This is a genomic window from Exiguobacterium sp. s192 (assembly GCF_018618795.1).
Lineage (GTDB): Bacteria > Bacillota > Bacilli > Exiguobacteriales > Exiguobacteriaceae > Exiguobacterium_A > Exiguobacterium_A undae.
The window spans coordinates 42,979-66,531 of record NZ_JACSMS010000008.1 but is presented as its reverse complement, the minus strand read 5'-3'; the positions used below and the strand labels follow the sequence as shown (position 1 = coordinate 66,531).

The 23,553-nt window shown below is 48.2% G+C and carries 18 protein-coding genes; 14 read left to right on the top strand and 4 right to left on the bottom strand.

Translation table 11 applies throughout. The features are described 5' to 3' along the window. Positions 1-7 precede the first annotated feature (7 nt). The 5 genes from gatB (at position 8) to KNP87_RS12850 (ending at position 5,099) form a co-directional block, all read left to right on the top strand. Positions 8-1,441, top strand: a complete 1,434-nt coding sequence (gatB, locus tag KNP87_RS12870; protein WP_214721919.1) for an Asp-tRNA(Asn)/Glu-tRNA(Gln) amidotransferase subunit GatB — start codon at positions 8-10, stop codon at positions 1,439-1,441. Positions 1,442-1,587: 146 nt separating this feature from the next. Further along, a complete protein-coding gene (locus tag KNP87_RS12865) occupies positions 1,588-2,556 on the top strand; it encodes a diacylglycerol kinase (RefSeq protein WP_026832073.1) in 969 nt (322 codons plus the stop codon). A gap of 27 nt (positions 2,557-2,583) precedes the next feature. Further along, positions 2,584-3,948, top strand: a complete 1,365-nt coding sequence (gene rlmD / locus KNP87_RS12860) for a 23S rRNA (uracil(1939)-C(5))-methyltransferase RlmD (protein WP_214721918.1) — start codon at positions 2,584-2,586, stop codon at positions 3,946-3,948. A gap of 181 nt (positions 3,949-4,129) precedes the next feature. Beyond that, positions 4,130-4,774, top strand: a complete 645-nt coding sequence (locus tag KNP87_RS12855) for a hypothetical protein (RefSeq protein WP_214721917.1) — start codon at positions 4,130-4,132, stop codon at positions 4,772-4,774. A 16-nt stretch (positions 4,775-4,790) separates the two neighbouring features. Beyond that, a complete protein-coding gene (locus KNP87_RS12850; RefSeq protein ID WP_214721916.1) occupies positions 4,791-5,099 on the top strand; it encodes a hypothetical protein in 309 nt (102 codons plus the stop codon). 259 nt (positions 5,100-5,358) lie between these two features. On the opposite strand, the gene KNP87_RS12845 is transcribed toward KNP87_RS12850, so the two are convergent. The 3 genes from KNP87_RS12845 to KNP87_RS12835 form a co-directional block, all read right to left on the bottom strand. Further along, on the bottom strand, positions 5,359-6,552 hold the full coding sequence (locus tag KNP87_RS12845; protein WP_214721915.1) for a CDP-glycerol glycerophosphotransferase family protein: 1,194 nt from the start codon (positions 6,550-6,552) through the stop codon (positions 5,359-5,361). A gap of 25 nt (positions 6,553-6,577) precedes the next feature. After that, positions 6,578-7,732 carry a helix-turn-helix domain-containing protein gene (locus tag KNP87_RS12840; protein ID WP_214721914.1) on the bottom strand — a complete coding sequence of 385 codons (1,155 nt, stop codon included), beginning with the start codon at positions 7,730-7,732 and terminating at the stop codon, positions 6,578-6,580. Positions 7,733-7,890: 158 nt separating this feature from the next. Then, positions 7,891-10,137 carry a methyl-accepting chemotaxis protein gene (locus KNP87_RS12835; RefSeq protein ID WP_251135604.1) on the bottom strand — a complete coding sequence of 749 codons (2,247 nt, stop codon included), beginning with the start codon at positions 10,135-10,137 and terminating at the stop codon, positions 7,891-7,893. Positions 10,138-10,314: 177 nt separating this feature from the next. Here KNP87_RS12835 and KNP87_RS12830 point away from each other — a divergent pair, with 177 nt between their 5' ends. Both KNP87_RS12830 and KNP87_RS12825 read left to right on the top strand, forming a co-directional pair. Continuing rightward, positions 10,315-10,737: a CBS domain-containing protein gene (locus tag KNP87_RS12830; RefSeq protein ID WP_026832078.1), complete on the top strand. Its 423-nt coding sequence runs from the start codon at positions 10,315-10,317 to the stop codon at positions 10,735-10,737. Between the two features lie 127 nt (positions 10,738-10,864). Further along, the gene (locus KNP87_RS12825) at positions 10,865-13,660 is read left to right on the top strand and encodes a putative bifunctional diguanylate cyclase/phosphodiesterase (RefSeq protein WP_214721913.1); all 2,796 of its coding nucleotides are present in this window, start codon (positions 10,865-10,867) and stop codon (positions 13,658-13,660) included. 245 nt (positions 13,661-13,905) lie between these two features. Here the strand turns inward: KNP87_RS12825 and KNP87_RS12820 are convergent, their stop codons facing one another. Further along, complete coding sequence (locus tag KNP87_RS12820; protein WP_214721912.1) at positions 13,906-15,612, bottom strand: M3 family oligoendopeptidase; 1,707 nt, start codon at positions 15,610-15,612, stop codon at positions 13,906-13,908. Positions 15,613-15,786: 174 nt separating this feature from the next. Between KNP87_RS12820 and KNP87_RS12815 the strand changes: the two genes are divergently transcribed. From KNP87_RS12815 to KNP87_RS12785, 7 genes are all read left to right on the top strand, one after another. Next, positions 15,787-16,290, top strand: a complete 504-nt coding sequence (locus KNP87_RS12815) for a PTS sugar transporter subunit IIA (RefSeq protein WP_012371363.1) — start codon at positions 15,787-15,789, stop codon at positions 16,288-16,290. Positions 16,291-16,455: 165 nt separating this feature from the next. Then, positions 16,456-17,217, top strand: a complete 762-nt coding sequence (locus KNP87_RS12810; protein WP_026832081.1) for an ABC transporter ATP-binding protein — start codon at positions 16,456-16,458, stop codon at positions 17,215-17,217. Then, the gene (locus tag KNP87_RS12805) at positions 17,204-19,120 is read left to right on the top strand and encodes an FtsX-like permease family protein (RefSeq protein WP_214721911.1); all 1,917 of its coding nucleotides are present in this window, start codon (positions 17,204-17,206) and stop codon (positions 19,118-19,120) included. The genes KNP87_RS12810 and KNP87_RS12805 overlap by 14 nt, the downstream gene beginning before the upstream one ends. An 82-nt stretch (positions 19,121-19,202) precedes the next feature. After that, the gene (locus KNP87_RS12800) at positions 19,203-19,889 is read left to right on the top strand and encodes a response regulator transcription factor (protein WP_026832083.1); all 687 of its coding nucleotides are present in this window, start codon (positions 19,203-19,205) and stop codon (positions 19,887-19,889) included. Further along, a complete protein-coding gene (locus tag KNP87_RS12795) occupies positions 19,886-20,878 on the top strand; it encodes a sensor histidine kinase (protein ID WP_214721910.1) in 993 nt (330 codons plus the stop codon). The genes KNP87_RS12800 and KNP87_RS12795 overlap by 4 nt, the downstream gene beginning before the upstream one ends. Then, positions 20,871-21,635, top strand: a complete 765-nt coding sequence (locus KNP87_RS12790) for an ABC transporter ATP-binding protein (protein WP_026832085.1) — start codon at positions 20,871-20,873, stop codon at positions 21,633-21,635. Before KNP87_RS12795 ends, KNP87_RS12790 begins: the two co-directional genes overlap by 8 nt. Then, complete coding sequence (locus KNP87_RS12785; RefSeq protein WP_214721909.1) at positions 21,601-23,532, top strand: ABC transporter permease; 1,932 nt, start codon at positions 21,601-21,603, stop codon at positions 23,530-23,532. The genes KNP87_RS12790 and KNP87_RS12785 overlap by 35 nt, the downstream gene beginning before the upstream one ends. Positions 23,533-23,553: the final 21 nt, after the last annotated feature.

The window sequence follows — 23,553 nt, the reverse complement described above, 5'->3', positions numbered from 1 at the left end:
ATGCCTTATGAACTTTGAAACAGTCATCGGTATTGAGGTCCATGCCGAATTAAATACGAATACAAAGATGTTTTGTGGCTGTGCCCGGGAATACGGAGCGGAAACGAACACGAAGACGTGCCCGATCTGTCTCGGACATCCCGGCGTCCTGCCGAAAATCAATGAAAAAGCGGTCGAACTGGCCGTTCGTGCGGCAATGGCTTTGAACTGTCACGTTGCCGATCAAACGAAATTCGACCGGAAAAACTATTTTTATCCGGATACGCCAAAAGCCTATCAAATTTCGCAGTTTGATCAGCCAATCGGTTTTGACGGCTACATTGATGCTGAAGTGGACGGCGAAACAAAACGGTTCCGGATCGAACGCGTTCACCTGGAAGAAGATGCCGGGAAGATGAACCACACCGGTGCCAACCATTCGGTCGTCGACTTCAACCGGACAGGCGCACCGTTGATCGAGATCGTCAGTGAAGCGGACATGCGCTCACCAAAAGAAGCGGTCGCGTATCTCGAACGTCTCAAAGAAGTGTTGCAGTATGCTGGCGTCTCGGACGTTAAGATGGAAGAAGGTTCGTTGCGGTGCGACTGTAACATCTCTGTGCGTCCCTACGGGCAAGAGAAGTTCGGGACAAAAACCGAGCTGAAGAACTTAAACTCGTTCGGAAACGTCTTAAAAGGTCTGGAGTTTGAAGAAGACCGCCACCGTAAGCTGTTGTTATCCGGCGGTGTCATGCGCCAGGAGACACTTCGTTTTGACGAAGCGAAAAAACAAACCGTCTTGATGCGGGTCAAAGAAGGCGCGTCTGATTACCGCTACTTCCCGGAACCGGATCTCGTTAAGTTGGTCCTCGATCATGACTGGAAAGAAGCGATTCGTGCCGGTATCCCGGAATTACCGGATGCCCGCCGTGTCCGGTATCAGGAAGCGCTCGGTCTATCGGCGTATGACGCGAAACAACTGACGGTCACACGTGAGATGGCGGAATACTTCGAAGCGACGATTGCAGCCGGTGCGGAACCGAAAGCAGCGGCGAACTGGACGGTCGGTGAAGTCCAAGGTCACTTGAACAAATCGACGGAAACGTTTGACACGATCAAGTTGACACCGGTCCGTCTTGCGGCAATGATCGAATTGATCGCCGGCGGCACGATTTCATCAAAAATCGCGAAACAAGTCTTCACGGCAGTCATCGAACAAGGCGTCGAGCCACGTGATTACGTCGAAGAACAAGGACTGGCTCAAATTTCGGATGAAGGACTGCTTCGCGGACTTGTCGTTGAGATGTTCGAAGCAAATCCAGCGGTTGTTGAAGAACTCGTCAACGGACGCGACCGGAAAAAAGGGTTTGTCATCGGTCAAATCATGAAGAAAACAAAAGGCATGGCGAATCCTGCCTTGCTCGACCAACTCTTCTATGAGGAATTGGAAAAATTAAAATAACCATTCGGAAGCGGCTGTTTCTCGTCTTGCATCAAGGCGGAGAAGCAGGCGTTTCTTTTTTTGCCTTTGTAATGTGCCGGGACTTCATGTAAAATAAAACAGTTATGTATCAAATGGATCGGTTGAGTAAAAAAGGAGAAAATCTTATGAGACCTAGAGCGCGAGTGATTTATAACCCGACTTCCGGGAAAGAGATGGTAAAGCGAAATCTGCCGTATATCTTGGACCGGCTGGAAGCAGCGGGTTATGAGACTTCCGTCTATTCGACGAAAGCGGTCGGTGACGCGACATACGAAGCAGCACGGGCCTGTGAAGCCGAATTTGACCTTGTCGTTGCTGCAGGTGGAGATGGTACGTTAAACGAAGTAATCAGCGGGATGGCGTCTTACCCGGTTCGTCCGAAGTTAGGTGTCTTGCCGGTCGGGACGACCAATGATTTTGGTCGGGCGATGCGGATTCCATTGACGATTGAAGGGGCGATGGATGTCATTTGTACCGGTTATACGATGCCGGTTGATATTGGTAAGATCGAAGGATCGACCGGAACCCATTACTTCATCAACATCGCAGGTGGTGGCATCATGACGGAATTGTCCTACGAAGTCCCGTCAAAGCTGAAGACAGCACTTGGACAGTTGGCGTACTACGTCAAGGGAATGGAAAAACTTCCGCAAATCCGTCCGACGTACGTTGAGCTTGAGCATGAACGCGGGATCTTTAAAGGTGAAGTCATGCTCTTTTTGACATCGAACACCAATTCCGTAGGCGGGTTCGAGAAGCTCTCGCCCAATGCCTCCCTCAATGATGGACGGTTTGATTTATTCATTTTGAAAAAATGTAATCTTGTCGAGTTGATTCGCGTGATGCGTTTGGCTTTAAAAGGCGATCATTTCTCTGATCCATGTGTCGAACACGTGACGACGTCATTCGTCCGGATGAAAAATACATCCGAAATGAGCTTGAACATCGATGGTGAATTCGGCGGAATCTGTGAAGGCGAGATGACGAATCTTCGGTCGCATTTCGACGTCATGACGCCGAAATTCCGGATCGATGAGATGGAAACGATCAATGTACAGTTACGAGCTGAAGAAGAAGAAACAAACCTCGCGTAAAGCGCAGGGTTTTTAGGAGGAAACAAGATGATTCCAGTACAAAAAAATGATGAGCACGTCGTCGAGATCGTCGATTTGACGCACGACGGTTCTGGTGTCGCCCGGATTGACGGCTACACGGTCTTTATTCCCGGTGCATTGCCGACAGAGCAAGTGAAAGTGAAAATCACGAAAACGACGAAATCGTACGGTTTCGGACGGATCATCCGTCAAAAAACGAAGAGTGTCGATCGCGTTGAACCACCTTGCCCGGTCTATAACCAGTGCGGCGGTTGCCAACTGCAACACCTTTCGTATGAAGCCGAACTGAAATTCAAACACAACCGTGTCCGTGACGCGTTTGCCCGTCTTGCCGGTCTTGAAATTCCGGTCCATGAAACAATCGGCATGGAAGACCCATGGGGTTACCGCAACAAGGCACAAGTCCCGGTTGCCTTCCAATCGAACAAACTGATGGCTGGTTTTTATCAAAAACGCAGTCACCGCATCATCGACATGGATTACTGCTTGATCCAAAACAAAGAAAATGATGAAGCAATTCAAGCGGTTCGTAAAGTATTGGCCGACTTGAAGGTTCCAGCTTACGACGAAAAGAAAAACAGCGGTGTCATCCGTCACATCATGGCACGCCACGGATACCATACAAACGAATTGATGATCGTTCTTGTAACGAAGGTCAAACAATTGCGCGGTGTGGATAAAATCGTCGAAGGCATCTTAAAGGCCGTTCCGAACGTCACATCGATCCAGCACAACATCAATCCGGATGAGACAAACGTCATCTTAGGAAAACGTAACATCGTCCTGCACGGACCAGCCGTCATCCGCGATCAAATCGCCGGATTGACATATGAAATTTCACCGCACTCGTTCTTCCAGGTCAATCCGTTACAGACGGAAAAACTGTACGGAAAAGCACTCGAGTACGCACAATTGACAGGCAATGAAATCGTCGTTGATGCCTACTGCGGTATCGGTTCGATTTCGTTATCACTGGCCCAACAGGCGAAACACGTCTACGGCATCGAGATGGTTCCACAAGCGATTGACGATGCACGCCGGAACGCAAAAGCAAACGGCATCGACAACGTATCGTTTGAATACGGAACTGCAGAAACGGTCATGCCGGCACTTGTTAAAGGCGGCATCAAGCCGAACGTCATCGTCGTCGACCCACCACGTAAAGGCTGTGACGAAGAATTCTTGCGTGCTGCGGCTGAAGTTGCACCACAACGGATCGTCTACGTCTCATGTAACGCTTCGACGCAAGCGCGTGATGCGAAGTTGCTTGCTGAGCTTGGCTACAAGCTGATGGAAGTCACACCAGTTGATATGTTCCCGCACACGACGCACGTCGAGAGTGTTGCATTGTTCGTTCGTGAAGAAAACTAAGAATAATTTATCTCAAACTCCTTTTGTTAAACGGTAACCCCGTTACAGCAAAAGGAGTTTTTAGTTGTCCGTAAATCTTCAAGTATTGAGTCAGAATCCCAAAAAACATTTTATTTTAAAAATGTGATAAAATGTAAAAAAACCTTTATTTATTCCATTTTGAAGGGGAGTCTGTTCAAGTATGAATCATCAGAACGTTCAAGCATTTGGTACCTTTATGAAAATCGGTGACCGTATCCATCGGCATGAGACCTACCTGCAATGGGGCGAAGGAACAAATTCACTCGGTGCCTGTCTGTTGTTGAATCCCGGATCTGCGAAGTTAACGAAACAGTTGGATAAAGTACTCCATACGACTGGGCAAGCGACCGGACCTATTCACGCCAATGACCCAACGATGAAACAGCTGATACGTATCGTTGAACGTATTCATACTGACCAAAAACCTTTATCAGGGCGTTTCCATTTGTATAATTTATTTCAGCTTCGCCATGGTAACAATGTGGAATCCATTCGACACTTCGAAGAATTATCCCGACTTGGAATCTATGATTCAAGTGAGTCGTTTGCTTCTGTTGAAGAATTAAAGATGCATCCCTGGTTGCTTCTCGGCTGGGGTGTCGAAAACCGGAGATCATGGCTTTATCTCGAACAAGCAAAACAAGAGTGGATGAAACGTGTCCAAGAATCAGGTGTTCCTTTCTTCGGAAAAGAAAAGCAAGGAACAACAGACTACTATCATCCGTCTCCTCAAAAGGTAGCAGATCGAAATGTTCGATTTGAAGAACTTGTCGAGTTGCATCAAACGAAATTTCGTAAAGATTGAGACAGGAGGAGAAAACGTGGAAACAGTATGGGAAGAAATACTTATATTACGATTTGAAGGTGGACGTGTCACCTTGATGGGACAGAAACAACCGGACGGACAATGGGTGTTCGTAAAAGAAACGAACGAAGCCGCATTTTTTGATGAAGAAGATGAAGATAATCTGAACGCCCTTCTTCAGACTAAGTCATCTGTAATCCATAGTTGGGAAGAAGCAATAGAATCGCTAGGAACAGGTTGGGAGAGAAAAAGCCCTGCTTATGTTCATCCTGAATTTGAAGAATTGGTGCCGAATAAACCACTTCGACGGCGACCGAAAAGATGAATTCAGTCGATTTATAATTGAAATGGTGTAAAAAAACCTGAATGATTTTCTTTTTCTATAGAGAAGAAGAAGCATCATTCAGGTTTTTTTGTTGCTTAAACCGAAAAAACAAGGCAGGAGTAGAAGGGGAGACGCGGACTCCTGCGGGAAAAGTGAAATAGGTGAGACCCCGTAAGACGTGGATGCGTCGCGGAGGCTCACCTTTCGCCCGCGGAAAGAGACGTCTCCCCTGAGAATCATCCTACCGTGAGCGATTACTTCATTTTTTTCGTGCTGTAAACAAAGTATCGATCACCCGCTGACTCGCCTTCCCGTCATCTAAGCCGCAGAATTGCTCTTGAAATACTTTATATTTGTCCGCGTACTGCTTGGATTGTGTTTCAATGTCTTTGATATAGTCGATGACCTGATTACTTTCTTTTAACAAAGGGCCGGGCACAACCGCTTCAAAATCAAAGTAGAATCCGCGTAAGACGGACGCGTATTTCTCCAAATCATACGTAAAGAACAGCATCGGTCGATTCAAATGCGCAAAATCAAAGAATACGGAGGAGTAATCAGTGATCAGAAGATCGCTGATCAGATAAAGCTCGGCGATGTCGCCGTATGACGAGACGTCATACGCAAAACCGGCATACGCATCGAGATCCAAATGTTCAGCAATCAGATAATGCATCCGCAACAACACGATATAGTCTTGACCGAGACGTTCCTGCATCTGTTGTAAATCAAGTTGAAGGTTAAACCGGTATTGACCTTTTGTCACGAACTCGTCATCGCGCCAGGTCGGTGCATATAAAATGACTTTTTTGTTCGGTGGTACGTCCAATTTCCGCTTGATCGTCTCTGCCTGTTGATTCCGGTCAGGAGCGTATAAGAGATCATTTCGCGGATAGCCGCTTTCCAGTAATGTGCCGCTGAAACCGAAAGCACGTTTGAAGATTTCGCTTGAGTAGGTGTTTGGTGAAAGTAGATAGTCCCACTCCTGTGCCTGCTGATAAAAATTCTTTTTGTATTGTTCGGTCGTCGTTCCTGCCATATGGACTTCCTCCATATCAAGACCGAGTCGTTTCAAAGGTGTCCCGTGCCACGTCTGGAGATACGTCGTCGCCCGCCGTTTCTTTAAGCTGAGCGGCTGACGGGTGTTGAAGATCCAGTACTGTGCGCGTGCCATGTAGTAATAATATTTCGGACTGTTCCGTAAAACCCAGTTCGGACAGACCGCTTTGACATCAGCGGTCGGCTCCTTCGCAAAAATCCAGACGAGCGTCAGTTCCGGACGTTGCGTCTTGAGCATTTGATACAGTGCTTTCGGATTGTCAGAGTAGCCGCGTCCTAAAAAACTTTCGAACAACACCAGATTTTTTTGGACCGGCAGTTTTTGGAACAGACGGTAGAGCAGTAATCCTTTATGAATTTTTTTTCGGCGAATCGTCGTAAGTAACTGTGTCATGTGAGGCTCCTTCTAAAAACTAAACTTAAAAATGATGTTGCCTGTAGTGAGTCGGCGTCTCGCCCGTCGTCTGTTTAAAGGCTTGGCTGAAGTGGCTTTGACTCGAAAAATGCAGCTTATTGGAGATGGTCAGTAACGAATCATCCGTCGAGCGGAGCAACCGTTTGGCTTCCCGAATCCGTTCGCGAATCACATAACGGGCGAGCGGAAGGCCGGTCTCTTCTTTAAAGAGGACAGACAAGTAGTTTGATGAGACGTGAATCGCTTGGCTGATCGATGAGACGGACAAGGGATCATACAGATGTTGCTGGATGTAGCGGATGGCGGCTAAAACGTGCGGCGAATGGCGGAGTTCTTGAATCTGTTTAACCGCTTCCGCAAAACTGACGGTGATCCGGACATGACGATTTCTCAGTTCGGAAATACTTGTTGCAGCTTCGATCGACTCAATCATCCGGTCACTGAGCATGAAAGCTTCATCCGGCTCAAGCCCACCTGTGATGGCGGCGCGGGCACTTAACAACACGGTACCGAGCAACAGGTTTTTTTCGGCGCGTAACGGCTGATGACGGGCCAGTGAACCGAATTCTCCGTAGGCGGGCAGGGAATAGGTCGTCGCCAAGCGTTCACTTTGTCCGGAAGCAATCCATTCGATGATTTGTTGTTCCCGCTCCCAGGCTTTAATGTAGGCGGTTGTCGCCGTATGGGGCGGGACATCAGCGACTAACGGAATTTCCGGATCATCGCTTTCGGATTCCGTCCGGATATCACGCGCGACCAACTGTTGACCGGTCAACAACCGGTAAACCAAGTGAGCGCAATCAATCAACCGATTTTCGGTCGTCCGCGTCAATGATTTATAAAATTGATGGAAGGTCTCGTCCTGAATATGTGCGCGAAACAGCGCGGACTGCAGTAAAACAGGACCGATTCGGTATTGTCCTTGATCGAGTACAGGAATGAACAGATAAGCCGTTCCGTCCTTTAACGTATACAACAACGGCGTCGTATCCGGCGTCGGCCATTCCTGTTCAATGGCAAGCTGGCTCGGATGGACCGGCGCAGCAGGGCGAATCGGTAAAGTGTCTCCTGACGACGATTGATACGACACGAAAAAACCAGTCGTTCCGTACAGATTTTCTGCGGTTTGGATTAAATCCTCCTGGTGCAAGGTCGGCACTTCAATCCCTCCTTTCTCTAGAAACGTGTTGCTTCCAGTTTACGTCGTGTCTTGTCGATTGTATAGCAAGAATGAATCGTTAAAGATTAAACAGAAATGAAAACAGACATCAACTACCCGAGAATCGGAGAGGTCGATGTCTGTTCGTTTGAAATCAATTAACGATCGGGTTGATCTTCGTCGGCGCGCGTTTCCTGCTGCACCGTCAAGTCGTCTTCAGAAAAATCAGTTGCGGAGGATACGTCCTCATCGAGTGATGCGGCGGCTGCTTCTTCATAAGTCAGCGCGTCCGGTTCAAGCGATTCTGTGCGTGGTGTGCTGTCATCTGGAACGGTCGTCTCATCCAATTGGAAGTCAATCGTCAAGGAGTGGAGTTCCGTTGCGATCTGTGCCAAATGGGATGCCGCCGTCGTGACGGCTTCAATTGTGGCATTCGTTTCCTGAATGCTCGCGGCACTCGTCTCGATTCCGGCTGCGTTCTCCTCCGTCAACGCGAGGATCGTTCCCATGGCGTCCGACACGTCTTCCGTCGCTGTCGTCAAGGCACGGATATCGCCCGTCAACGACTCCGTCCGTTTCGAGACGTGTTGGACAGAACCGGCAATCTGTTCAAAATCGACTCCCGTCGTCTTGACGGATTCAAGGGACTGTTTTAAGTCGTCCATGACACCATTCATTGCACCCATTGCCGTTTGGGTTTCATGCTGGATGTTATCGAGCAACTGTTTGATTTGTTTGGCTGATTGATCACTTTCTTCCGCAAGTTTCCGGACTTCACTTGCGACGACGGCAAAACCACGTCCTTGTTCACCGACACGGGCAGCTTCGATTGCGGCATTTAATGCCAGCAGATTCGTCTGACTCGAAATGGCCTGTAAGGTTCCGAGGATCTTCCCGATTTCATCCGATCGTTTCCCGAGGAAGTCGGAGGTATTTTGAATTTCTTGTTCCAGTGAATCGGAATGCTGCAACAAGTCCGTGATGGTTTGCTTCGTCAATGAACTGCCGCGTGTCGCAGCATCTGCGACCGTAGCGACCTCGAGTAGTGTTTCGGAAGCCGCGGCCTGCATCGCGATGGATCGTTCTTTAACGCCGTAGACAGCATGAGAAGAACGTTCCGCCTGTTTGGTTTGTGTCTCGCCGGCAGCTGCGATTTCTTCCATCGTTTGTCCGATTTGAACGGATGCATTTTGAACGTGAGTCGCATTCGACGATAACTCCTGCGAAGCATCGCGGACGGTTCCGGCAGATTGTGTCATCGCCGTAATCGTTTGACGCAACTTATGACGCATCGCATCAAAGTTTTCGCCGAGGTCGGATAATTCATCACGAATCAGACGTTTTGGACGGACTGTCGTTCGTAAGTCACCGTTCGCAATGGCCAGTGCTTCGCTGCGAAGACCAGATAATGGACGGTTAATCGACCGACCGATCAACCAGGCGATCAGCGTTGCCAATGCAATCGCAATGACGAAATTAATCAAGGACTGGGTGAGCATCGCATCCTTTGGTGCATATAACGAAGCGTAGTCGAGAACAACGGCTAATTTAAAGCCGGTCTTGGAAGACAGTTGCCAGATGACGACGGATTTTTTGCCGTTGACGTCCATGATGGCAGAACCGGATTCTTGGCTGATCATTTGTTTAGGTGCTTCAAAGTAGGCATTGCCGTTTTCACGCAGTTGATCCACTTTTTTGAAGAAGTAATTTTTATTCGGGTGGGTGACGATTTTGCCGTCCTTCGTGTAACTGAATACGAAACCGTCCTGACCGATCTCGATTCGTTTCATGTCTTCGGACAGCCGATCAACACTTTTATAAACGGATAATACACCTTTGATGTTGGCTTGATCGTCCAGCGTCGCTTTGGAGAAACCGATGACCGATAATTTGGTCGCTTCGTCGTAATACGGTTCGCTCATGGCGACGGTGCTTGAATTTTCGAGTGCTTGTGTGTACCAGATTTCCTTGCGGGGATCATAACCCGATGCCGCGTCTTGTTTCGGCCAGTTCAGATAACCACCGTCAACGTCCGCATATTGAACAAAGGAGTTCTCAATTTTTGACGAACCGTATTTTTCAAGGATGCTGTAGATGTCTTTTGCTTTTTGGGAAGGCAGTTCGGTCGATGTGGGTGCGTCACTTGGTTTTATGTAGTTGGGTAATTGCCCATCGGCACGGTTGAAGGGAAGACCTGCGAGTAAGGTCGTATCTTTTTTCGTGTCATCGATGATACGGGAAAATGATTGTTCCAGTTGTTTTAAGGCCGTCTGCGACGTCGAGTCGACGAGACGTTCGACCGTCTGACTCGTCTGATCATACGAAAACCAGGTCGAGACGCCTAAAGTAAGAGCGGGTAGTAAAATAAGTCCAATAAAGAGCCGACGTGTAATCGGGAGGCGCATATGTAATTCTCCTATCTTTTGAAATAGTCTTTAAAATCTGTCTATTCTGATTATCGGAAGGGTAGTACTAAATATGAAGGAATTGTGGGGAGATTTTCATGATTTGGGAACTGAACGTAACCAGAGTTCATGATAAAATAGAAGAGGTGTCACAGAGTGGCTAGGGAGGAACCAGAAATGAATATCGCTTTTTTCTTATTACCAAAAGACGAAGTCAAATACTTAGATCCGGAGTCAACGGTCAGACAAGCACTGGAAAAGATGAAACATCATCGTTTCACATCGGTCCCACTCGTTGACGATAAAGGAAAATATGCAGGAACCCTGACGGAAGGGGATGTCTTGTGGGCGCTGGAAAAAAATCTGGAACATGCGGATTATGACCATGTCTTGCAGACACGTTTGACGGACATCAAACAACGTGTCCGGTATAAGCCGGTTTCGATTACCGCACAGATGGAAGAGATGATTGAAGTCATCACTGATCAGAATTTCGTCCCGGTGATTGATGACGGCAGACACTTCATCGGAATCATCCGCCGGCGTGATATCATCGATTATTTTGCGAAAAAAGTCGCCCGCGAAAACGTCGAATATTAAAATCTAGTATTAAAAGCACTTATTTTCGCGAAATGTGAGGATGAGTGCTTTTTATTGACCCATTTTGACTTCACGAATCGTTCTTGCAAGACGATATAGAAGCATAATGACAATTAGGGAGGACGATGTGTTGCGACGTTTATCACCAGTCTCCATCGTAGAAGCATTCCGAAAACGCTCCTACTACAAAACGTTCTCATGGATGATTTCAATCATTGGGTTATTAGCGTTATTAATCGCGACGCAACAACTTATGAAAAATCTGGAAGAGGGGTATCAGTTTAAGCGCTCAAGTGAGATGATGAACAATTTTGATCAATTGAATCAAGTTGAACGGGATTTGACGAGTGGTTATTATCAGACGTTAAGTGACGGTAATGATTCAAATCGAGACACTGAAACAAGCAAACCACTTGAGGATGGATTAACGACGCTCAAGCAGCAAATCAAGGCGACCCAGACGGCGGATGCAGCTCAAAAAGATCTTCTTGCAGAAATTAATCAGATTCAAACGGACGGTCCTGAATCGGATCATCAATTTTTTTCAGCAGCCACCCTGTACAAAAGCGAGATTTTGTTTAATCAGCTTTCGTTAAGTGGAGAAACCGGAACTTATTATTCTTTATTCTCTAATCTGATTTTGATGGAAGAGGAATTCGGACGGGCGGGACAGTTTCTTTTAAGTACGGATCAAGACAGCCAGTTGGATTCGATCGAACTGTTGCGGATGCGTCAAATCCGGCAAGATGTCAATTTACGAAACAACACGTTAATTCAATCGTTGTATGCAACGATGCAACCGGAAGATACTGGACGCAGACGGGATATCTCGGTGATGAGCAATCAAATGTATGCCTACTTACGGATGCTCGACGCGACACTCAGCCAACCGGACAATCCGCAGTACGGAACGATTGATAAGATATCAGGACGGTATCAAACGAGTATGTACCGTTTGTTTGATGAAGGGATCCAACGTGTCCAGTCCGAAATGACGGAGAAAGGGAATACCTTGATCCGCAATGCCTGGATCATGTTCAGCGTGACGTGCCTTGTCATTTTGACATTGCTCTTATTGACGTTATCGTTGTTACGTGCTTTTCGAAAAGATTTACATATCCTCCAAGAGGAGGCTGTCTTTTTTGCCGACGGTCCCCGTCAGTCACATTATCAAGTGCCGGACCGCAATGATTTTCGTCCCGTCGTGCAAGCCTTTCGGACGATGACGACCATCATCTCCGGGTTACTGGATTATAACGATAAAAAAACCGTCGAAATCAAACAGAAAAAAGCAGAAATTGAGTCCTTGTTTTCGCAAAATACGGATCCGATCATTGCGTTGTCCGCAGAGTTTGAGCTGTTGAGCGGGAATGACCGCTTTCAACAGCTGGCTCAAACGTCTGAACTGCTGACGATCGAAGAATTGATTCATCCGGCAGATCTCAATCGCTTCCGCCGTGCGCTGAATCGGGCGGTTGAGGGATACAGTCAGACGATTCGTTGCCAGATGATTTTTAAGCAGGACATTCGCAATATGTTCGTCAACATCATTCATGTTCCGACGAAAAGTGACGGCGGTACCGCCCTTTACTTGACGTGTCATGACGAAACAGACCAGTTCAAACGGGAAGAACGGATCACGCAACTGGCTCTGTATGATGTCTTGACCGGATTGTTGAACCGAAATGGATTTGAACAAAAGATGGAAGAAGCACTCGCTGCACCACAACCGGGTGAGCTCGTCACGATCGGTGTGCGCCAATTTAGACGAATCAATGATATTTATGGTCATAGTGCCGGTGATCAGATTTTAAAAGAAGTTTCGAACCGGTTGCGTCGTCACTTCATCGGAACGGGCGCCGCAGCCCGCATCGGAGGAGATGAGTTTGCGGTCTTGATCTTTCAGCAAGAGATCGTTGACTACCGTGACCTCAAAACAATCATCGAACGTCCCTACCACATCGAGGGGGAAAAAATCGACGTCAGCATCAGCATGAGCATGGTCCGTTATCCGGATGATGCCGTCGCGGTGACGTCCTTGCTGTCATCGGTCGATATCGCGATGCAACATGCAAAGCGGGAACAAGCGGGTGAACCGGTATGGTTCGAGTCGTGGATGAGTGAGGAGTACCGGGAATCGGTGGTACTGGAGTCGGAGTTGCGGGAAGCGATTGCCCGAAACGAGCTGCAGTTATTTTATCAGCCGCAAGTCAACTTACAGACGAAAGAAGTGGATGGCTGTGAAGCCTTGTTGCGGTGGTTCCATCCGGAGCGGGGGATGATCAGTCCAGCCGTCTTCATTCCGATTGCCGAACGCTCGATGCTGATTGAAGAGATCGGCATGTGGGTCGTCCAAGAATCCGTCCAGCAAGTCAGACGATGGGAAGGAACACCGCTTGAATCTTTGCGAGTCTCGGCCAACTTGTCCGTTAAGGAACTTGTCTCCGGTCGGATCGTTGAATTTCTGACGGAAGTCAGAAACCGCTATCCCGGGATTGAACAACGAATGGAGCTCGAGATTACAGAATCATTTGGTGTGTTTTCGGATACACGTGTCTTTGATGCGTTACAGACATTACACGGCATCGGCTACCGGTTAGCGATTGATGATTTTGGAACAGGCTATTCATCGTTGTCCTATCTCAGCCGCTTGCCGATCCAACGCTTGAAGATTGACCGGTCCTTTATCAGTGGGGCGGATGCCTGTTCGAACGCCCCGTTAATTGAAACGATTATTCGACTCGCGCATACATTAAAGTATGACGTCGTCGCCGAAGGGATCGAACAAGCGGAACAAGGGGAGAATTTACGAAAACTTGATTGTGAGTATGGGCAAGGGTTCTATTATTCACGCCCGATTCCAGCGGATGAATTCGAAATTTGGTATGACCGGTATCAAGAAAAAATCAAACAATCTGGTTGATGCGTTCGCATTGTTTCGCCAGAAGATGAAAGATGACCGCTTCCGATTAAATGGAGGAAGCGGTCATCTTTTTTAGTTTCATTGAAAAGCGAACGTCCTTGTCCGTTCCTTTCTGTCTGACCTTTTCTTGATCTGGACAAAAAAACGAAACGATGGATTCCCTTACGAAGGGACCATCGTTTCGTTGTTTGGTTTACTTTAAGCATTCGTGCCTCTAATCCATTCACAGCAACTCTGTGAATTAATTAAACACGGTCGAGTGCGAGATCGTCTGTTTCTGCCAAGTACGCCTTGATCGGAGCAACTGCTTCGTTGACCGTACCAGGAGCGAACGGAGATTTTAATCCGGCACGTTCCACGAGCGTAAGGAAACTTTCCGATCCGCCCGCCTTACAAAGCTCAAGGTAGGACTTCCAAGCCGCTTCCCGGTCTTGCTCCATCCACGCATAGAACTGGAACGCACAGACTTGTGCGAGCGTGTAATCGATGTAGTAGAACGGACTGCCGAAGACGTGTCCTTGCTGATGCCACCAAGCGCCGGAATCGAGATAATCATTTTCTTCGTAGTTGCGGTGTGGCAAATATTTCTGTTCGATGGTACGCCATGCCGCACGACGCTCAGCCGGCGTCAGTTCCGGTTGATTGTAGATGACATGTTGGAACTCATCGATCGCGACGCCGTACGGTAGGAAGGTAACGCCACCCGCAAGGTGACTGAATTTGTATTTGGCCGTCTGATCGCCAAAGAATTCCTCCATCCATGGATACGCAAAGTATTCCATCGACATCGAATGAATCTCACACGCTTCATACGTCGGGAACCCGTATTCCGGCACAGTGAAGTGACGGCTTTCATAGACTTGGAAAGCGTGTCCGACTTCGTGTGTCAAGACGTCGATATCGCCCGCTGTTCCGTTGAAGTTCGAGAAGATGAACGGGAGTTTTTCATCAGCGATATACGTACAGTATCCGCCGCCTGCTTTACCCGGTTTCGCAGTCAGATCAAGCGCACCGCGATCAATCATGTACTCGAAGAACTCATTCGTCTCCGGAGACATGTCCCGGTACATTTTTTTGCCGCCTTCGATGATGAAGGCTTCTTCGCCTTGTGGTGTCGCGTTACCGGACTTAAAGGCGAATCCTTCATCGTAATAATAAAGGGAATCGACACCGATCCGGCGTTGCTGGCGTTCTTTTAATGATGTCGCAATCGGTACGATCGTCTCGAGAATTTGCTCCCGGTAGTTTTCGACCATTGATTGATCATAATCGACACGCAACATCCGGGCATACCCGAGTTCGACGAACGACGGGAAGCCGAGCGTCTTGGCGATATCGGTCCGAACGTGGACCAGTTTGTCGTAAATCGTATCAATCGCGTCCCCGTGTTCCTTCAAATAGCCGTAGCGTGCTTCAGAAGCCGCTTTTCGGACGCTCCGGTCAGATGACTGGAGGTAAGGGCCGAACTGGGATAAGTTCAACGTCTTGCCGTCAAATTCGATTTGAGCAGCCGACATCAACTTTGTATATTCACTCGCCAGTCGGTTTTCTTCCTGAAGTTTTGGGATGATGGCATCCGAGAACGTTTTTAAGCTCGCTTCCGCCAGTAAAAACAATTGTTTGCCCCACGTCGATTCGAGTGAAGCGCGGAGTGGATGAGCCGTCAAGGCATGGTAATAACTTGAGACATAGCCTTGGTAAACAGGACCGGCTTCGTCAAAGAAACCTTGCTCCGTTTCATAAAAACCATCTCGTGTATCGATCGTATGCCGAATCTCAACGAGCTGGCTGGCTGTTTCAAATTGATTTCTGAGGGTATTAATCTCAGTGATGGCATTGTTTGCTGCATCGACGTCTGTTGCTTCACGCAATCGATTAATCGCGGCATGCATAGAAGTTTCAAGGACGTTTAAGTCAGGACGGACATATGTAAGTTCTGAAAATGTTAACATGTAAGCGCCTCCTTGTGATTTCTAACTATTATCACACAAAAATACTTGCAAAACCAGAGTTACAAACGTATGCTTTTTGTGAGAACGTGAGCGAGTTTGCAATTAACTGGCTCCTATAAAAAAATCGAATCTTCTAACAGAAGAAAACGATCGAGAAAGTAGAGGGATAGTATCATGGGATTCTTTAAAAAATTGTTTGGTGGTAATGACGCAGGAAACACAAAAATCGCTTCTGCCCTTACAGGTAAAATCGTCAGCATCGAGAACGTACCCGATCAAGTCTTCTCACAAAAAATGATGGGAGACGGCATTGCAATCGAGCCGACTGAAGGAAAAGTCGTTTCACCGATCAACGCGACGGTCGAAACAATCTTCCCGACGAAACATGCGATTGGTCTCAAAGGCGAAGATGGTCTTGAACTGTTGATCCACGTTGGATTAGACACAGTCAATCTCAAAGGTGAAGGATTCACGGCACACGTTCAATCTGGCGATAAAGTCAAAGCAGGCGATGTCTTGGTAGAGTTCGACCTCGAATTCATCCGTGCAAACGCACCGTCAACGATCACACCAATCATCGTGACGAACCACGATCAATTTACACTTTCTGCTGTACCGGCTGAAGGCACATCTGTTGTCGCAGGTGAAACAGAACTGTTCAAAGCGACACACAAATAATTCGTTCACTCAACCGCTCCCTCGTCCTAGACGAGGGAGCTTTTTTTGTCGTCTCCTCCTCGAGCTTACTGTTTTGTAAGATGCTTGAAAGTCTAACCGATTCTTGCGGAGAGCGTTTGCCCGTTACACTAACAGCAAGATAAAGAATACGGGAGGAAACACATTATGAAATCGATTTTACACGCAGAACAGATTACGAAAGTCTACCAAACCAAAAACGCCCGGCATGAGGCGCTTCGTCCGACGACGTTAACGATTCACCAATCGGAATTCGTCAGCATCATGGGACCGTCAGGAGCAGGAAAGTCGACGTTGCTGAATCTCTTATCGACGATCGATCAGCCGACGGACGGCACGATTCATATCAACGGGGAAGACGTGACCGGGATGCGCGAAAAGCAGTTGGCCCGGTTTCGACGTGAACAGCTCGGCTTCATTTTTCAGGATTTTAATCTGCTCGACACGATGACGATTGAAGAAAACATCGCCTTGCCGCTGGCTTTGCAACAGCTGCCGAAAGCAGACATCTTGGTCCGGGTCGAGCAGGTGGCAGGCGAACTCGGAATTCAGGAGTTATTAAAGAAGCGACCGGCTGAACTGTCGGGTGGTCAAAAACAGCGGACGGCCGCTGCCCGGGCCATCATTCATCAACCGTCGTTGATTTTAGCGGATGAGCCGACCGGCGCCCTCGACTCGAAGTCGGCGACGGGATTGCTTGAAGCCATGGCTCGTCTCAATGAGCAGGGAGCGACGATTTTGATGGTGACGCATGATCCGATGACGGCGTCGTATGCAGAACGCGTCGTGTTCGTCAAAGACGGTGAATTATTCCGGGAGATTCATCAATTTGGATCACGGAAAGAGTTTTTTGAGCAAATCATGGAAGTGCAACGTGAACTCGGAGGTGTCGCGCGTGAACTTGTTTAAGCTGGCTTTTCGTAATTTAAAGAACATTCGTCAAAACATGATGTACCTCGGCGCAGTCACCTTTGCCATTTTGATTTATTACACGTTTTTAGCGATCCGGTCGAACGAAGCGATGTTGCAGGCCAATGAGTTATATGGAAAACTCGGTACCGTCTTCACCGGATCGAGTGTGATTTTAGCGTTGTTCGCAGCCATTTTCATCTGGTATTCAAGCGACTTCTTCTTGCGTCGCCGCAAACAGGAGATCGGGCTGTATGCGTTGCTTGGTCTTGAGCGCCAACAGATCGCTAAATTGCTGTTTCTTGAAACGATGGGATACGGTCTCATCGGTCTCTTGATTGGCGTGTTGCTCGGAACGATTGCTTCGAAGTATTTTGTCATGCTGCTTGCGTACGTGATGGGGATGTCGATTGAAGCAGACTTTTCGATTAATGCCGGCGCAATCGGTCAGACGGTTGCTGTCTTCTTAACGATCTTTTTATTGATTGCCATCCGCTCGGCACGGACGATTTACCGTTTTACGTTGATTGAACTGTTTAAAGCAAAACAACAGGTCGAGACAGTTCCGAAAGTGCATCCGATTCTTGCCTTGTTATCCGTGATGTTGATTGGCATCGGCTACTACTTGACCGGAAAACCGTTACTGGAACACTTCACGATTGTTGCTCCAATCTTAATGTTGTGTGTCATCATCGGGACGTTCGGAACGATGAGTTACTTCACGATTTTCTTGTTGCGCCTGCTCAGTAACCGGGTGCGGCATTACCAAGGAACGAACTTGATTTTACACGGACAGTTGTTGTCGCGCGTCAAATCCAACGCCGTCATGTTGTCGACGATCACCGTCATCACGGCCGTGACGTTGACGACGGTCGGAACCGCAACCTCAATTTACTATTACATCGACCGGACGGTGGAAGAACAGATGCCGTACAGTTTGTCGATTTCGAGCAAACGCGAAGAAGCGGAAGCATTAATCCGTCAGTCGAATCAGAAAATCGAGTCGCGGACGATGGTCAACGTCAAAAACGTTGATCATACGCTCGAGGAGCTGCCGAACCCGCTGTCGTTTACGACGTCGTACCAGACATATGCGTTTGACGGAGAACCCGGACAGTTCAGTTACATCAGCTATTCCGACTATGAAAAGTTGGCGAAGAGCAGCGGGAAAACCGTTTTACCGGAGCCAGGTACAGGCGAAGCGATTGTCCTTGAGACCTTCAAAGGAAATGATCTGTTAAAAGAAACCGTTCAGTCACCAATTGGGGTTTCCGTCAAAGATACGCATTCGTCCTTTCGGATTACCGGTGCAACGAATTTACCACTCACTCAACTGTATGCGAAAAAACGTCTGGCCTTTGCTGTTTCCGATGATGCCTTCGCGATGATGCCGGAAAAAGCAGCGATGCTGACGAACTATCAGTTTTCGGATGAACGGTCGGACGATGGACTGATCAACCAGCTGGAACAATTGTATGGCAAAAAAGCAGAGACGGACATGGCGGCCTATTATCCCGTCTATGCCATGACGACGGCGACGACAGGATTGCTCGCCTTTGCCGCTGGCTTCCTCGGACTCGTCTTCTTGCTGGCGACGGGGTCGATCATCTACTTTAAGATGCTTGCTGAAGCGGAGGAATCGAAACAACGTTTTGCAATCATCCAAAAGATCGGGGTGGATCAACAGGAGCAGACGGGAATCATTCGCCGGTTGGTCGGCTTTATGTTCTCGTTGCCGTATCTCCTTGGACTTGTCCACAGTCTGTTTGCGATGCAAGTCCTGCAAAAATTGCTGGACTATAATCTGATCTTGCCGATGTCGATCGCCATCGGTTGTTACACGCTGGTATATCTGCTGTATTATCTCGTCACAGTGCGTGCGTATCGCCGGATTGTCATGTAATTCAAATGGGCGGGAAACGAATAATCGTTTCCAGTCCATTTTTTGTTCGGTATCATGGAGAAAGAAGGAGTTGAATCTGCAAATGGAAACGATTTTATTAGTAGAGGACGATCAACAGATTGCGCTGTTGTTAAAAGAGTTGTTGGAACGGTATGACTTTAACGTCATTCATGAAGACGGGTTCGGGGATGTCGTCGCTCGATTCGAGGAAACCCAACCGGATGTCATCTTACTCGACGTCAACTTACCGAAGTTTGACGGATTTTACTGGTGCCGCCAACTGCGGATGAAAACACGTGCACCGATTTTGTTCATCTCAGCGCGTGTCGGAGAAATGGATCAAGTGATGGCACTCGAATATGGAGCGGATGATTATATCGTCAAGCCGTTCCAAGGTGCCGTCGTCATCGCCAAGATCAAAAGTCAGATTCGACGCGCCTACGGAACGTTATCCAATGAAAGTGACGAACGGACGGTCAACAAAGCGGGTATTACCTTATACTTGGATCGGTATATCGTCGAACACGGGGACCGGTCGATCGAGCTGTCGAAAAAAGAAGGATTGATTTTAGAGATGTTGCTGACAGCGAGTCCGCGAATCGTCAGCCGGGGGGACTTACTGGAACGTATTTGGGATGATGAAGCATTTGTCGATGAAAACACACTGAACGTCAACATCACGCGTGTCCGAAAACGATTGACGGAGATTGGCGTGGACGGACTGGAAACGGTCCGGGGCGTCGGTTACAAACTGGTGCTCGACCGATGAAGTTGTTTCTCAGGCATACGATTCCCGGCATCCTGTTTTTCAGCGGTCAGATGATTGCCTTGTTCATCATCTTGTGGTTGTACGATTTGTATCGACCGGCCGCCTTTTTTTACATTGCGCTCCTGAATGGAATTGCCTTGGTCATCTATCTGAGTTACCGCTTTTTCAGCATGCTGCCGTTACTCAAACGGCTTCAGACGCCGGTGCAGTCGGTTGCAGAACCGATTCGGAGAGATAGTGACGAACCGCTTGCCGCTGCGGTCGAACAGTTTCTGGAGCGGCAACAAACGTTGTTCCGCAACAGTCTGTTCGCCGAACGGCGAAAGGAAAAGGAACGGCACCGGTATGTCGATCAATGGATCCACCAGATGAAGACGCCCTTGTCGGTCATCGAACTGATTTTGGAACATCCCGGGGAACAGTTCCAGACCGATTTACGGCATGAGGTCGACCGGATGCGGATTGGTCTGGACCAAATGTTGTACTCGTCGCGGCTCGAAGCCATCGAGACGGATTTGAAGGCGGAACAGTTGAATTTACGGACGTTGGTCACAGGGATCATCAATCAGGAAAAACGGTTGTTCGTTAAAAATAAAGTGTATCCGAAGCTCGAACTTTCAAGTCAGCTCTATGTGTATACGGACGCCAAATGGTTCCGCTTTTTACTGCTTCAACTGATCACGAATGCCGTCAAGTATACGTCAGGTCATGGTCGGGAAGTGGTCATCCGCGCTGTCGAACAGGCGGGACAAGTCACGGTCACGATTGAAGATGATGGTGTCGGGATTCCGAAACGCGATTTGCCGCGTGTCTTTAATGCCTTTTTTACGGGAGAGAACGGACGGCGTTACGGGGAATCGACCGGGATGGGTCTCTATTTTGTCAGTCAAGTCTGTCAAAAGCTCGGGCATACGATTGAACTCGACAGTACGGAAGGGGTGGGGACGATGTGTCGTCTGACACTGGTAGGAGGGAAACAGGATGATTGAAGTCAAACAGGTCGGAAAAGTTTATCCGGGAAAAGTGATTGAACAGCCGTTGACCGACATCAACTTTCGGGTCGAAGAAGGGGAGATGGTCGCGGTCATGGGACCTTCCGGAAGTGGTAAGTCGACCTTGATCAATTTACTGGCGACGCTCGATCAACCGAGTTGGGGATCGATTTTGATTCAAGGCATCGACACGGCGACATTCAAGCGGAAAGAAACGACCCGGTTTCGGCGGGAGACACTCGGGATCATCTTTCAGGAATTCAATTTGCTCGACTCTTTGACGGTCGCGGAAAACATGCTTGTCCCCCTGATGCTGGGCGGTAAAAAGACGAAAACGGCACGGGAGGAGATGCATCATCTCGCGAAGCGACTCCAGATTGACGAGTTGCTCGATAAACAGGTCGACGAAGTGTCAGGTGGACAACGGCAACGGACAGCAATTGGCCGGGCTTTGATCCACGCGCCCCGCTTGATGCTTGCGGACGAGCCGACCGGTGCCCTTGATTTTCAAGCGACGAAACACGTCATGGAATTGTTGGCTGAATTAAATGAAGCCGGCATGACGATGGTCATCGTCACCCACGATCCGACGGTCGCGTCCTATTGTAATCATGTATTGTTCTTAAAAGACGGCAGTATTCAGACCGAACTGTTCCGGGATGAGCCGCGGCGTGTCTTTTTCCAACGTGTCATCGAATCGCTCTCGTTATTAGGAGGGGATGAACATCACTTATCTGCAATACGCCCTACGTAACATCAAACGGTACCAGCGTCTGTACTATGGGTATGCCCTGACGATTATCGTCGCGATGACAATTGCCACCAGCTACTGGAATCTTGTTGTCAGTGAATCGTTTCAGAATATCGCTAAAGTGTTGAGTCAGTTGAATCAAGTCATCGAAATGACGATGATTTTCGTGTTCATCGCCGAAGTCATCATCTTGTTTTTCAGTATTTTATTCATCTATTCGACGACGTATACGATGCTTGAGCACCGTAAAAATGACCTGCGGATCATGCGGACGCTCGGGAGCGGTTTTTCGCACTTTTTGAAATATTTTTTGATTGAAATTCTGATTGTCGGTGGTCTCGCAATCATGGCGGGCATCACACTGGGGATCGTGCTGACGAAGTTGATGTTGCTGTCAATTGAAAAGGTCATGTTTTTACCAAAACTGTCGACTGAAATCTCTGTTCTTTCATCGTTGGTGTTGATTGCAGGTGCCTTGTTGGTCTTACTGATAGCGACTGTTCTTGCCATCTATCGCTTTCGTCCCGATCGTCCCGTCCGGACCCGGTCCCGTTTTCGGGTCCGGTTGAGTCTGGCCGTTCAGGGATTGGGGATACTCACGCTGTTTTACGGTTATTATTTGGCAATCACAAGACAAGGAAACTTTTTGCTTGTCTTTCCGTTGGTCATTTTCATCGGTTCCTTTTTTTTCTGTCGGCATGTCATTCCGACACTCTTGAAACTGTACCGTCCCCGGCGTTTGTCGTTACGTAAATTAATCATTTCCGAGATTGCAGTCCAATTACGGACAAACAGTACGTTGGTTGCGCTCGGGACGATTTTGACATCATGCGCCTTGACGGCGGTCGGGCTTGTTTTTGTGTTTCAACTGATTGGTTTTGATGTCTCGTCGAAAAACCAGTTTGGTCTCGTTTATTATGAGGAGTCGACACAACCGTCGAAGCGGTTGGTCACCATCCGACAGATGATGACGGAGACCTTTCCGGATAAGTATCAACAGGAGGTCCGTTTAAAATCGTTTGACACGCGTTATGTGCTGCCGTTATCGGACTACAACCAATTGATGCAGCATCTCGGCTATGAGCCGCGCGCCTTAACGAGCGGAGAAGCCTTTATGATTCCGGCGCGGCCGGTCCAAATCAAGGAAGTCACACCGACGATGAAACGGGCACAAGCAGAGATGAAAGAAGCGGGTTACGGTTTAGAGGAAGCTTCGGACCACGGACTGTTGTTCGGATACAATGATCGGATCGAGACCTTGTTCGTCGTCACGGACAGCGAATTTGCACAACTCAAGCGTCCACTTGCGACGATCCGTGTGTTTGATACCCCGTCGTACACGGACTATGGAACAAAATCTTGGGAGGATTGGATGTCGATCGTTCGCAACATCCAATCCAAATCGAATATGGCCGAAAAGGAAAAAGCACCTTATCAATTGATCAATGAAACGGAAGATGAACTGGACGGCATCCGGATTGTTCGTCTCGTCTCATTCGTCGTCATCTTGCTGACGATCTGGTTGTTCGTCATCAATGCAAGTTTCCTGCATGTCTGGATGCAGATGACGGCCGAGAAGGAACAGAAACGCTTGAAGACGCTGTTTGCCCTTGGTTTCAGTAAGCGCAGCATCCGAACCTTTTTGCTCGTCAAGTATGGAGCGGTCTTGATGGTCCCGTATCTGATCTCGATTTTTCACGCCTGGTTACTTTTTCAGGTCATCTTGTCGGAAGGTGGTCTGAAGCTTGGACCGTATCTCCCTCTCTCCTTGATTTGGATTGGAATCGTCACCTTCTTCTACTTGATCAGCATCTTACCGCTTTGGATTCGTTATCCGCGTCACCTGCTTAAAAAATCGTGCGAAAGTTCGATGTATCCAATGGCGGATTCAAGGGTATGATAAAAGCATAGCGAGGAGGGA

Excerpts from the sequence above, each read along its gene's own strand:
- KNP87_RS12830 (WP_026832078.1), top strand. The coding sequence starts at position 10,315 with ATGAATATCGCTTTTTTCTTATTACCAAAAGACGAAGTCAAATACTTA.
- rlmD (WP_214721918.1), top strand. The coding sequence starts at position 2,584 with ATGATTCCAGTACAAAAAAATGATGAGCACGTCGTCGAGATCGTCGAT.
- KNP87_RS12865 (WP_026832073.1), top strand. The coding sequence starts at position 1,588 with ATGAGACCTAGAGCGCGAGTGATTTATAACCCGACTTCCGGGAAAGAG.
- KNP87_RS12800 (WP_026832083.1), top strand. The coding sequence starts at position 19,203 with ATGGAAACGATTTTATTAGTAGAGGACGATCAACAGATTGCGCTGTTG.
- KNP87_RS12820 (WP_214721912.1), bottom strand. The coding sequence starts at position 15,612 with ATGTTAACATTTTCAGAACTTACATATGTCCGTCCTGACTTAAACGTC.
- gatB (WP_214721919.1), top strand. The coding sequence starts at position 8 with ATGAACTTTGAAACAGTCATCGGTATTGAGGTCCATGCCGAATTAAAT.
- KNP87_RS12795 (WP_214721910.1), top strand. The coding sequence starts at position 19,886 with ATGAAGTTGTTTCTCAGGCATACGATTCCCGGCATCCTGTTTTTCAGC.
- KNP87_RS12815 (WP_012371363.1), top strand. The coding sequence starts at position 15,787 with ATGGGATTCTTTAAAAAATTGTTTGGTGGTAATGACGCAGGAAACACA.
- KNP87_RS12785 (WP_214721909.1), top strand. The coding sequence starts at position 21,601 with ATGAACATCACTTATCTGCAATACGCCCTACGTAACATCAAACGGTAC.
- KNP87_RS12845 (WP_214721915.1), bottom strand. The coding sequence starts at position 6,552 with ATGACACAGTTACTTACGACGATTCGCCGAAAAAAAATTCATAAAGGA.
- KNP87_RS12835 (WP_251135604.1), bottom strand. The coding sequence starts at position 10,137 with ATGCGCCTCCCGATTACACGTCGGCTCTTTATTGGACTTATTTTACTA.
- KNP87_RS12810 (WP_026832081.1), top strand. The coding sequence starts at position 16,456 with ATGAAATCGATTTTACACGCAGAACAGATTACGAAAGTCTACCAAACC.
- KNP87_RS12790 (WP_026832085.1), top strand. The coding sequence starts at position 20,871 with ATGATTGAAGTCAAACAGGTCGGAAAAGTTTATCCGGGAAAAGTGATT.
- KNP87_RS12855 (WP_214721917.1), top strand. The coding sequence starts at position 4,130 with ATGAATCATCAGAACGTTCAAGCATTTGGTACCTTTATGAAAATCGGT.